The organism is Paraburkholderia sp. BL25I1N1 (genome assembly GCF_003002025.1).
Taxonomy (GTDB): Bacteria; Pseudomonadota; Gammaproteobacteria; order Burkholderiales; family Burkholderiaceae; genus Paraburkholderia.
Genome location: NZ_PVZB01000015.1, coordinates 1 through 11,876 on the forward strand (window position 1 = coordinate 1; position 11,876 = coordinate 11,876).

7 protein-coding genes are annotated in these 11,876 nt (G+C 60.6%); 3 read left to right on the plus strand and 4 right to left on the minus strand.

Going from position 1 to position 11,876, the window contains the following annotated elements; all coding sequences use genetic code 11:
• Positions 1 to 242: hypothetical protein (locus B0G73_RS40945; RefSeq protein ID WP_219907291.1), on the plus strand; the 242-nt coding region annotated here is incomplete at its 5' end.
• Positions 243 to 391: 149 nt separating this feature from the next.
• On the opposite strand, the gene B0G73_RS22395 is transcribed toward B0G73_RS40945, so the two are convergent.
• The 3 genes from B0G73_RS22395 to B0G73_RS22405 all read right to left on the minus strand — a co-directional run bounded on the left by B0G73_RS22395 (position 392) and on the right by B0G73_RS22405 (position 5,283).
• Positions 392 to 1,780, minus strand: coding sequence for an MFS transporter (locus tag B0G73_RS22395; protein WP_106283462.1), 1,389 nt, complete (start codon positions 1,778 to 1,780; stop codon positions 392 to 394).
• 90 nt (positions 1,781 to 1,870) lie between these two features.
• Complete coding sequence (locus B0G73_RS22400) at positions 1,871 to 4,066, minus strand: acetate--CoA ligase family protein (RefSeq protein ID WP_258193417.1); 2,196 nt, start codon at positions 4,064 to 4,066, stop codon at positions 1,871 to 1,873.
• An 8-nt stretch (positions 4,067 to 4,074) separates the two neighbouring features.
• Complete coding sequence (locus B0G73_RS22405) at positions 4,075 to 5,283, minus strand: acyl-CoA dehydrogenase family protein (protein ID WP_106283464.1); 1,209 nt, start codon at positions 5,281 to 5,283, stop codon at positions 4,075 to 4,077.
• Between the two features lie 144 nt (positions 5,284 to 5,427).
• Here B0G73_RS22405 and B0G73_RS22410 point away from each other — a divergent pair, with 144 nt between their 5' ends.
• A complete protein-coding gene (locus B0G73_RS22410) occupies positions 5,428 to 6,276 on the plus strand; it encodes an IclR family transcriptional regulator (RefSeq protein WP_106283465.1) in 849 nt (282 codons plus the stop codon).
• A 725-nt stretch (positions 6,277 to 7,001) separates the two neighbouring features.
• On the opposite strand, the gene B0G73_RS22415 is transcribed toward B0G73_RS22410, so the two are convergent.
• The gene (locus B0G73_RS22415) at positions 7,002 to 7,574 is read right to left on the minus strand and encodes a hypothetical protein (RefSeq protein ID WP_181196622.1); all 573 of its coding nucleotides are present in this window, start codon (positions 7,572 to 7,574) and stop codon (positions 7,002 to 7,004) included.
• A gap of 538 nt (positions 7,575 to 8,112) precedes the next feature.
• Between B0G73_RS22415 and B0G73_RS22420 the strand changes: the two genes are divergently transcribed.
• A complete protein-coding gene (locus B0G73_RS22420) occupies positions 8,113 to 11,664 on the plus strand; it encodes a hypothetical protein (RefSeq protein WP_181196623.1) in 3,552 nt (1,183 codons plus the stop codon).
• Positions 11,665 to 11,876 lie beyond the last annotated feature (212 nt).

Consider the following 11,876-nt stretch of genomic DNA (forward strand, 5'->3'; position numbering starts at 1 on the left):
GGTTCCTGTTCTTCTTTGTCACGGTTGCTTCGGTCATAGGACGTTATTTCCGTTATCGTCTCATGACCTCGGCACACAGAAAATCTGACAGGCTCGGAACTGACAGATGCGGCTCTGTTCGCCTGCTCACCTATGTCTTCCGCCAGTCTCTAGGCATCCCTCCAAGGACCGCTGTCGACCCGTTGCTGACAGTCGCGATTTTGCGACGCTTGTGTCGCGTTTCGGACTACAGCGGCCATTGATAAGATCGGTTCGCTAGCCTCGGCCTCAACCGCCGTTCGGCTGGGCAGCGCATCAACGGTCACCTTTGAGCTACATCGCTACATCAGCCCCAAACGCACAAGCTCGCTTGCTTAATATCTGGCATATCCAAGCCCGGTGCCATCCGACGCTACCGCTGCGTCGGATCGAACCGGTGACCTCGCGGAGGGCGAGTGGCGGATGCCACCGCGACAGAGTTGCGCCCGGGTGAAGGAAACACCAACAGCAGCAACACGACGCCTGCCAGCAGCACGACGGCCAACCCGATCAGCCCGTATTGCACGCTCCCTGTCTGCGTCTTGACCCATCCCACGAACGCCGGACTCACGAAACCGCCCGTGCCGCCAAGACTGGTAATCATCGCGATGCCGCCGGCAGCCGAAGAGCGCGGCAGGAACGTCTGCGGAATCGTCCAGAACACGACGAAGCAGCCATACGACGATGCCGCCGCAAGCGCGAGCAGTCCGACACCGACCGCTACGCTATGCCCCGCCGCCGGCAGCAGCGCGAATGCGAGCGCCGTCACTGCCGCGCTGCCCGCGACGTGCCAGCGCCGCTCCATCATCCGGTCCGAACTCGCGCCGACGACATACGTCCCCAGCGCGGCCGCGATGAACACCAGCGCGGACAGCAAACCGACATCGAGCACGCTCGCCACGCCGAGATCGCGGATGATGGTCGGCGCCCAAAAGCCGATCGCGTTGAACGGCATCATCACGGCAAAGTACACGAGCGCCGCGAGATACACACGCGGGTTGGCAAGCGCGCCGCGCAATCCGTCGAGATGACCGGTCTGCTTCGACTTTTCGTCGGCGAGCAATTCGCGCGCGATCAGCGCCTTCTCGCGCGCGTCGAGCCAGTTCACGTCTGCAGGCGTGTCGCCGAGGAAGAAGAACGCGAAGATGCCGAGCGTTACCGCAGGCACACCTTCGAGCAGAAACAGCCACTGCCAGCCGGGCAGCCCGCCGGCGCCCGCGAGGCGCGTCATGATGAACCCGGAAAGGGGCCCACCGACGATCCCCGCCACCGCCGTCGCCATCATCAGGAATGCGGTAACGCGTGCGCGCCGGGCGCCCGGGAACCAGCAGCTCAGGTAATAGATGATGCCGGGAAAGAAGCCCGCTTCGGTCACGCCGAGTAGAAAGCGCATGGCGTAGAACTGCGTCGGCGTGCGCACAAACATCATCAGGCTCGACACCAGGCCCCACGCCAACATGATCCGCAACAGCGTGCGGCGTGCGCCGATGCGTTGCATCCAGAGATTGCTCGGCACCTCAAATAGCACGTAGCCAATGAAGAACAATCCCGCGCCGAGCCCATAGGTCGACTCCGAAAAGCCGAGGTCGTGCATGAACTGCAATTTGGCGAAGCTGATGTTCACGCGGTCGATGTAGCTGATCACATAACAGAGAAAAAGCAGCGGAATCAGCCGGAAAAACACCTTGCGATAGGTGCGCTCGATTTCAACCGGCGTATACTCGCCCGCGTCGGTAGCACTGTGAATCGAAGAGCTGTGCATGATGGTCTCGCGAAGAAGACGAATTCGATATTCGATGGCGCCGCGACGTTCACGCGGCGCGTGGCCTCGGTGGAGGCTTTCAGAGAGGCCCTATCCGTCGATGATCGCCTGCGCGCGAGGCTCGGCTTCCCGCTTGCTCGCAGGCCTCGGCTCACAGCGTGCGAACGCGTCGCCCGCCCGCACGCCCTTGCCTGCCGGAAGCACGAAGAGCGGATTGATGTCGAATTCCTTCAGGCCAGGCGCGAGATCAAGCGCCATCGCGGACATCGCGACAATCGCATCGGCAAGCGCGTCGACATCGCAATGCGGCTTGCCGCGCGCACCGTCGAGCATTGCGAAAGCCTGCAGTTCGCGGATCATCGCACACGCCTCGGTGCGCGTGACCGGCGCGAGACGCCACGCCACGTCCTTCAGCACTTCGGCATAGATGCCGCCAAGCCCGCACATCACCGCGGGGCCGAACGAGGGATCGTTGTCGATTCCGACGATCATCTCCACCGCATCGCGAATCTCTTCCTGCACCAGCACGCCGTCGATACGCGCGCCCGGAACGTGCCGCCGCGCGTTCGCGACGATCTCGTCGAACGCGTTCGACAACATCGCCTCGTCGCGGATGCCGACGCGCACCGCGCCCGCTTCCGTCTTGTGCGGGATGTCCGGCGACTGCACCTTGACGACGAGCGGAAAGCCCACCGTTCGCGCAAACGTGCACGCCTCGTCACGGCTCTTCACGAGCGCGCCCTTTGGCGTTCCGATGCCGTAGTGTTCGAGCAGACGCTGAGCGGCGTGCTCGGTCAGTTCGGTGGGACTCTGCGCAACGAGCGCACGCGCCATGTCGGCGCGAAGCCCGTCGCATGCGGGCGCTCGGCCGGCGCGAGCAGCCGCCCGCGTGCGCCGTGCCTGCGCATAGTCTGCCAGCACCGCGAAGGCACGGCCGCAGCGCACCGGCGTCGCGTAGAGCGGCACGCCAGCCGTCTCGATCACACGATACGCGTCCGCCGCCATCTCGCGGCGCGCATTCCACGCGAGCATCAGCGGCTTGTCGGTCGCACGATGCATGCGCACGATCGCCTCGGCCATCGCGAGCGCGACCTCGCCGCTCGCCGCAGCCGCCATGATGGCGATCGAATCGATGCCCGGATCGTTGGCGATGATTTGCAGCGCGTCCGTGAAGATCTGCGGCTCGGCGAGGATGCCCGCCGTCAGGTCGACGGGATTGGCGAGCGATGCGAACGCCGGAACGATCGGCCTGAGCGCATCGAGCGTCGCGGGCGAGAGCGGCGGCACTGTCATGCCGTGTTCGCTGCACGCATCGGTGATCAGAATGCCCGCGCCGCCCGACAGCGTGACGACCGCGATCCGGTTGCCGCGCGGCAGCCGCTTCGCTTCGAACGCTTTCGCGTAGTCGCCGAGATCGGCGACATCGGTCACTTCGATCACGCCCGCCTGCCGGAAGGCCGTGCGATACAGCGCCGACGCGCCGCCCAGATTCGCCGTGTGCGAAGCAGCGGCCTTCGCGCCGTCGGCCGTATTGCCGACCTTCCACGCGAGGAGCGGCTTGCCCGCATCGAGCGCGCGCGTCGCCACGCTGACGAGCCGCCGCGCGTCCTTCAGCCCTTCGATATACGCGGCGATCAGCGATGTTTTTTCATCGTCGATACAGGCATCGACGAGATCGAGCAGGCTCACGTCGGCTTCGTTGCCGGTCGTGATGAAATGGCGCAGGCCGATGCCAAGGTCGTCCGCCATCAGCAGGAGCGCGCAGCCAAAGCCGCCGCTTTGCGAAATCAGCGAGAGGCCGCCCGCACGGTAATCGACGCCGAACGGCGCGCCGAATCCCGCATACACGTTCGCGCCGGTGCTGACGACGCCCTGGCAGTTCGGCCCGATCACGCGGATGCCGAATGCGCAGGCCACATCGGCGATTTCGCGCTGCAATGCGGCGCCCGCCTCGCCCGCTTCGGCGAATCCCGAACTGTAGACGATCACATGGCGAATGCCTTTTTCTCCGCACTCGCGCAGCATGGCCGGCACGCGGCGGGCGGCGACGAGAATCAGCGCGAGATCGGGCGTCTGCGGCAGACTGGCGACGGCCGGATGGCAGGCCACGCCTTCGATGTGCGCGTACTTCGGGTTGACCGGATACAGCACCCCGCGATAGCCGTGCTGAAGGAGAAAGCGCAACGGCTGGCCGCTGATCGATTTCGGATCGTTCGACGCGCCGATGATCGCGATGGAACGCGGCGCGACAAGCCGCTCGATGTCGAGTCCGCGCTGATACTTCATGGCGGCGCTCATGCGGCACACGCGGCGGTCATAGCGACGCCGTCCCTGGATTGTGCCGCGGGCGTCTGCGCCGCGCGGCGCAGCGTGATCTTCGCGATGTTCAGCTGATGAATCTGCGTCGTGCCCTCATAGATACGGAAAGCGCGCACATCGCGATAGAAACGCTCCACCGCGTTGCCCCTGAGATAGCCACGTCCGCCGAGCATCTGCACCGCGCGATCTGCGACCCGTCCGCACATCTCGGAGGCGAACATCTTGCACATCGACGCCTCCAGTGCGACATCCTCGCCGGCGTCGCGCTTGCGCGCGCTTTCGAGGATCATCGAGCGCGCTGCGTAAATTTCTGTCTGACACTCGGCGATCAACGCCTGAACGAGCTGGAATTCCGCCACCGGCTTGCCGAACTGCTCGCGGCGCGACGTGTAGGCGACGGCTTCGTCGAGCATGCGGATCGCGGGGCCGGTGCACAGCGCCGCGAGATGGATGCGCTGCTTGTTCAGCACCTTCATCGCGGTGCGAAAGCCTTGGCCCTCCGCGCCGCCGATCAGACCAGCCGCCGGCACGCGGCACGCGTCGAAATGCACATCGCCGACGGGCGAACCTGCCTGGCCCATCTTCGCGTAGGGCTCGCTCGTCGAGAGACCGGGCGTTCCGCGCTCGACGAGGAAGGCGGAAATCCCGCCCGCGCCGGGCATCGACGGATCGGTGCGCGCCATCACCGTGAAGAGACCCGCGATCGGCGCATTTGTGATGAAGCATTTGCTGCCGTCGAGGACGTAGTGGTCGCCGTCGCGGCGTGCGGTGGTGCGAAGCGCCGTGGCGTCGGAGCCCGCGTCCGGCTCGGTCAGCGCGAACGCGCCCGTCAGCGCGCCCGACGCGAGCTGCGGCAAATAGCGCCGCTTCTGGGCTTCGGTGCCGTCCGCGACGAGCGCCTCCGAGCCGATGCCGGTATTTGTGCCGACCCGCGCCCGGAACGCCACCGACGCCTGCGACAACGCGAAGGCACCGCGCACGAGCTGTTCCGTCGTCAGCCCCGCGCCGCCGAATTCGCGCGGAATGCTCCAGCCGAAGTAGCCAAGGGCGCGCATGCGCTCCACGAGATCGTCCGGCACGGCGTCGGCCTGCTCGATTTCGTTTTCACGCGGAATCGCTTCCTCGCGCACGAAACGCGCGACATCGGCGAGCATCTGGTCGAAATCGGTGTTTCTGCTGTTCATTCGCTGTCTCCGTGATATAGGTCGATTTATGGACCTACTATCGAACTTTTTCGTCCGGACGGGCAGCCTTGTTCGACTCTGCTGAACAGAGTTTGGATATGCAGAACGCTTGCGTCAGAATGAGCGCAGTCGACGGGAGGCTTCATGGCACACAACGACGCACCGAAAACCGCACCGGTCGCGAGCGATTACCTGGATTCGAAGGCGCGCTACACGCCCGACGAGTTCGACGGCGACCGCCAGTTCGCCACGACGCTCGCGCGCGGCCTCGACATCCTGCACTGCTTCACGCCGCGCGACCCGCAACTCGGCAATGCGGAACTCGCCGCGCGCACCGGCATGACCAAGGCGACGATCTCGCGCTTCACCTACACACTGACCCGGCTCGGCTATCTGCGGGTGAACCGCATGAATAGCAAGTTCCAGCTTGGGTCGGCCGTGCTGTCGCTCGGCTATCCGCTGCTCGCGAGTCTTGCGGTGCGGCAGATCGCCCGGCCGTCGATGAAGGAACTGGCGGATCACGTCCGGGGATCGGTGTCCCTCGGTATGCGCGACCGACTAAGCGTCGTCTATCTGGAGAGCAGCCGCAGCAGCACGCCGCTCGGCCTACCACCTGATATCGGGCTAAGCTATCCGATCGTGCGCACCGCGATGGGCCGCGCGCTTCTCGCTGCGCTGCCCACGGAGCGGCGCGACGCCTTACTCAACGAGATCGCAGTCAAGTCGCCCGACGATTGGGCCACGTTCCGCGAGCGCGTGCTGCGCAGCATCGACAACTTTCGGGAGCACGGTTTTTGCGCGTCATATGGCGATCTGCGGCGCGAAGTCCATGCGGTCGCCGTGCCGATGAAACCCGCCGCCGACGGTGAGATCCTCGTGTTCAATTGTGGTGTACCGTCGTATTTGTTGAAAGAAGGACAACTGGAAGGCGACGTAGGACCGCGCCTCGTATCGATGGTGCGCAGCGTAGAAGGCGCAATGGGAATATTTTAGAGACGCGGCCCAGCGAATGGCCGTTCGCCAAGGGAAGCCGACGTCTGAATGTCCGAGCGACGCGTCGAATGAATGACACCTCGTGGCCGACAGTCGCACGATGCGTTTGACCGTAGCCGACCCTGAGCCGCCATTGGGACCGACACCAAGTCGATGGCCGCTTCCCAAGGTCCAACGGCCATCCATGAGTCTGCGGCGGCCGGCGCATTATCGGCCAAAGCTGCCAGTCTCTGATCAGTTACTCGTATAGCCGATTGGTCTGAGTAAGCAGTCGTTTGGATGTTTCCAAGCAAGGATAGGTTTGCTTCCTATGTCGAGAGAGTTCGCGCGTATGACACGCTGCCATTCCTGATCGCGTCTCAACGCGACCTTTTTCGACCACCACAGCCCGAGGCGTTCGGCAGTCGACGAGCGACTCTTCTACGGTCAAGCCGTCGGAAGTCCAATGGCAGAAATTCGCTCTTTAGCCGCTGATGCAAATCAGCTAGAGCCGCGTATGTAGGGCAAACTGCGGCCTGAGTGGCCCCGCCAAACGCGCGGCGACAGGGCCCCGGCTAAACAATGCAAGGTCGTCTTTGAGCGGCGCTACATGTGACAATCGACGCGCATGCGCCGACATACATCTAACGCCGAAGCCCATCTGGTGGATGAACACCGCAGAGCGGACGCAACTTGCGTGACGTCCAGCCCGTTGGGGTTGAGTGTCATCCGTGCGGGTTCTTGTCTTAATGCGTCAGCCTTACGCACTCCAGTCCTTTGATGACAAGTCCGCTGACCACAAAGAACAAACCGCCACTCGCCAGTGTGAACTTAACGCATGCGCAAATCGTCGCGAGGTGTGGCCATGGCACGGCGGTCTCATCGTTCAGCATCTTCAGGATTGAAAGATTCTCGAGCGCGTCGGCGGGGCACGCAAGCAGTACCCCCCATGAGACGCACGTTCCGACCAGTGCTGTTTTTCCTCCTATTGCGCTCGCCAATATGGCGCAAGAGAGCGATAACGCGAAGGGGTACACCAGCAGGAATACGGAGTCCCAGTAGGTCTGACGACGCACTTCTTCAATCAGATGCGCGGCCTTGAGACTGGCGATCAGCGTCGTCGCGCGGTTCGTAGTCCATGGCGCCTCCAGTTCGACCACGCCGTTGGGTAAAGCTTCTTTTAGAATCTGCTGCGCATGTGAAAGATACGCCGCCAAGCCAAGCATCACGATGATCACGACGAGGCATGTGATTCGCTGCGCCGATGCTGGGAGCCACCAGAAGGGGGAGGAAAACGCATGCATGCCGACCTCCAGCATAAGGCCGTTCTCTAAAGGCTCGCAAGTGAAAGGGAGTCGAACATCTTATGCACTCGCGAGAGTTTGCGCGAGATCGACCGTTGCATCGTATTTCTAACAAATAGTTGACGTCATACTTTTAAGCAAATGCTTGACGCGCGATTCAACCAATTTTTGATGGATTACGTGCGCTAGCGCACGCACATTCAGGCTTGAGGCTAGTTTCACTGGTTTCGGCAGACTATATTTCACACCGGGCAAGAAACGGCTTATCCCGTGTCCGTGGATGAGCTGCTCAGTGGGCGTAGAACCGGCGCTGATGTAGTGGGAAAATCTCTACGGGAAGTGATACGTGCGCGGGAGTTGAATTGAAAGAACCAGTTCAAATTGTCGTATGCAGCAATCACCTCTCGCTGCATACGCCTATTCCCTACTAGGTCTCCCTGTCCACCTTCACGATCAGGCCGGTTTTCATAGCGCACACATCGCACTATCTGCATAAAATCTTTCTGATCCGTTGCGGTTCCGCATGGCTGTCGCGTCGACCCGAGGGGGCCTTATGGATGATCAGAAATGCAACTGCCCAACAGATCTTATCAAGCAAATCACCGATAAGGATGACCCGCTTTTCATTCCGTTTTCCGCCCATCCATATCCGGCAGCAAGTCCAAAATTCATTGGTAGAGATCATCCGTTCGCAACTTCAGCGGAAAATTCTGACGTCAACCCACCCATTACCGAATCGAAGGCGCTGGATTTGCTGAAAGATGATCTGGCGCGAGCGGAGGAGAAAGTCCGGCGGTGTTTCACGCATAACGGTGGCCGTCAGCCAGCGCTAGCGGTACCTCGGGGGCCGCGGAATATCTACCGCGACTTATGCAAGCAGGTGCCTGATGCGATCAATATGCTCGTATTTCTCGTGTTCAAAATGGATCCGCAATACCGGGACCATCTATTCGAACTCGCTGCCAGTCTTGATTGGCACTACCTCGCGCGGATCATACGGTCGCCAGTGTCTGTCCGCTCAAAACGTGCAATTGAACTCGGACAACATATCCGGGCCCTGCTTTCTTCGCCTCAGAGGCGCTTTGTATGCAAGACATTGCGGAGCCTGCCAATGGCCGGCCACCGCATGCTCGCAGACGAATATAGCCGGATCACCGGGCGGCTGACCGCACGCTATTCTTCCGTCAATGTGCAAAAGAGGATGCTGCACCATAGCGCCTCAGGAAGTCGTGGTCTGTCGGCGCTCTGTCTCTCCGGCGGCGGAATCCGCAGCGCGTCATTTTGCCTTGGGGCGATTCAGACGCTCGCCACTCACAGACTTTTCGGCCAGTTTCATTTTATCTCAACAGTTTCCGGCGGTGGATACATCGGCACAGGGCTCATGCGCTGGCTGCTCGCGAAAACGTTCGACAAGAATGACAACACACCAGCGGGACTGGAAGACCTGCAATCGGAATTGCAGCGCCTCAGGTCGAAGGACTATGTCGCCGGCCGAGCCACCGGCGTGGCTTTTGAAGAAGAAGGGCCGCTCTCTTGGCTGAGGATGAACAGCAACTATCTTTCGCGCCGCATCTCTTTGTTTTCGGCGGATGCGTGGACGATTGTCGCGACCTATCTCCGCAATCTGTTGATCGTCTGGATCATGTTCTGGCCGTGGGTGGCCATTTTCATTTTCATTCCGTGGTTTGCCGTCTGGCTTGGCGGATTTCCTCACGAGCCTTGTCCATGCATACCAGAAGCACTCGGCTTCGTGGGCACGATTGCGGGAGTAGTCGGCGCTTCTTATCTTTATCAAGGCAGTACGCAACATCAAGTTTCGGATCAAGGCAGTAAGCAACAACGATTTTCGAATTATCTAACCTGGCCATCGGAAGGCGATCAACGCGCCGCGTTCGGCGCGGCGCTCCTGTTTGTGGCCTCCTTACTCGTCTCCTATCTGTTCTGGTTCAACGCTGACCACTGGTCCCTCGCCGCTCATTCAACTGACTGTTTTCTTGCTTCCCTGCTGGGTTTTCTGAACCGCTACTGGTTCCTTACCCTGGCGATCGCGGGAACGCAGTACGTGCTCACGGGTTCCATTGCCGTCGGGAATACAAGCAGAAAGATCCTTATCCTCCTGTTTGCTGTTTCGATAGCTGTGGCATTGCAGATTCTCCTGCTCTATGGCGTCGAGCATTCCGTCGTTGACTGGAGGCATTCTCATGGAATGAAACTGGACGGCGGCAAGATACTCGAGTTACCTTCGGCCTTGCGCTCGGTGCTCACGCCCACCGCGGTGATCCTGGCGTTACTGGTCGGCGAATCGGTGAAGACCGCGCTGCGCTCACGCGCCGAGGCGCCTGACCGGCGCGAGCATCAAGGCCGAACCCATGCTTTTATCCTGATGATGCTCTCGGAGTGGGTCATCAGCGGAGCCGTGATTATTCTCGTTCCAGCCTTACTCTCTTCATACGGCGGATCTGTTCCGGCCGCAACGGCTGCCGGAAGCAGTGTCTCGCTTCTAATCAGCATCTACGCGGGATTTCGCCAAAACAGTCCGGGCAAACCAGACGCACGCTCACCTATGGGATTCACATTGCTCGGCAGTCTGGGAATGATTCTGCTCGCCCTGATCATTGCGATCGGGGCGTGGAAAGTATTCGAACATTTCGCAACTGCGCAACCGTGGCAGTCTCCGGTGCGCTGCGAGTGTACTGGCTTGTCCGAGACGCGGGCGCCCCCAATCGGTTTTAACGTGAGCTTGCCCGTCTCGGGGCGATCGCAAAGCGGCTTCACCGTTCCCCCAGATGAGCGACTCTGCGTGCTTCCGCAAGAGCATTGCGTCGACAGATCTTTCGCAGACTACTTCGCTGCCCAGCTCGCGCAGTTCGACAATGACGCGATGCGCAATACATTGGGGGCACTTGCGCTGTCCGCGATGGTTTGTTTCCTGTTGAGTTGGTTCATTCACATGAACGAGTTTAGTCTGCACGGTTTTTATCGGGACCGACTGATTCGCGCTTTCTACGGTGGCTTCCGGGGAATCACGAATCCGCGCGCTCCGCAGCTCTTTACAGGCTTCGATGCGAACGACGATGTGTTTTTGAGCAGATTGAAACGATTCTATCGGGTGTCGTCGCCTAAGTTCGATCACAAGTTCGATATGATGAAGCCGCCCTTTCTTGTGGTCAACACAGCACTCAATCTCGTGAAAGGGGATGCGTTAGCATGGCAGGAGCGCAAGGCGGATAGCTTCACGTTCACTGCGCTGCGCGCTGGAAACTACCGTTTGGGATACCGGCCAGTAGTCTATTTTGCCCAAGGTGTGAAGCTGGGAACTGCGATGGCCATTTCTGGCGCCGCGTTCAACCCGAACATGGGCTACAACAGTAGCGCGCCACTAGCTTTTCTCATGTCCGTGTTCAATGTGCGGCTGGGATGGTGGCTCGGCAATCCCCGCGCGGAGACATGGAAACACAAGGATCCCAATTGGTCGAGCTACCAACTGCTCAAAGAAGCGGCAGGCCAGACTGCCGATGACGGCAACTGGATTCACCTTTCCGATGGCGGACATTTCGACAATCTCGGGCTGTGGGAAATGATCCATCGTCGTTGTCGGTTCATCCTCGTGATCGACGCGAGTGCGGACAAGTCATTTTCAATGGAGGACTTCTATTCGGCGATCCGGAAAATCCGCATCGACATGGGGATCGAGATCGAGCCGGAGGACGAGCCTGTCCTGCTTTTTCCGCGCTCGATGCGGGCCTCCGGACGCTGCTTCGCCCGCTTCAGGATTCGATACTCGAGAATGGAAGGTCATAGGGGGCCGCCTGAACTGGATGGGCAAATTCTTTATCTCAAGCCATGCCTTTATGGACTTGAGCCCCCTGATGTCCTCGAGTATGCGGAAAAGCACCCGGACTTCCCGCATGAGCCCACAGCAGACCAGTTCTTCGGTGAATCGCAGTTCGAGAGTTATCGGAAGCTCGGCGAATGGGAGATGGATTGTTTGCTCAGGGACGTGCTTAACATCCCTCCACGGGACGACATTCCTGCGAACGTGCCTTTGAGTCCTCGCGATACACGCCGCAGAAACAAGAGCAAGAAAGATAGCCTGTTCTCATGAATATGCGGCGGATTCCGAGGAAATTCTGTATTCGCTGCGCCCGGATGGCGGCGCTCTTAACCATTGTTGTGAGGCTATTTCCAGCGGAGGCGGTCGCAGCCACGTCGGGTGGTCACGAGTCGCGGACCTTCCTACCAAGCGTCGCGAACCAGAGGCTGTTCTGTGAGTCGGGAGTGCACCCGAACTGGACCAAGATCGGTTGTGGTCAATCG

Bases quoted from the DNA above. Each gene is read 5' to 3' on its own strand.
- B0G73_RS22395 (WP_106283462.1), bottom strand. From the start codon at position 1,780: ATGCACAGCTCTTCGATTCACAGTGCTACCGACGCGGGCGAGTATACG.
- B0G73_RS22400 (WP_258193417.1), bottom strand. From the start codon at position 4,066: ATGAAGTATCAGCGCGGACTCGACATCGAGCGGCTTGTCGCGCCGCGT.
- B0G73_RS22405 (WP_106283464.1), bottom strand. From the start codon at position 5,283: ATGAACAGCAGAAACACCGATTTCGACCAGATGCTCGCCGATGTCGCG.
- B0G73_RS22410 (WP_106283465.1), top strand. From the start codon at position 5,428: ATGGCACACAACGACGCACCGAAAACCGCACCGGTCGCGAGCGATTAC.
- B0G73_RS22415 (WP_181196622.1), bottom strand. From the start codon at position 7,574: ATGCTGGAGGTCGGCATGCATGCGTTTTCCTCCCCCTTCTGGTGGCTC.
- B0G73_RS22420 (WP_181196623.1), top strand. From the start codon at position 8,113: ATGGATGATCAGAAATGCAACTGCCCAACAGATCTTATCAAGCAAATC.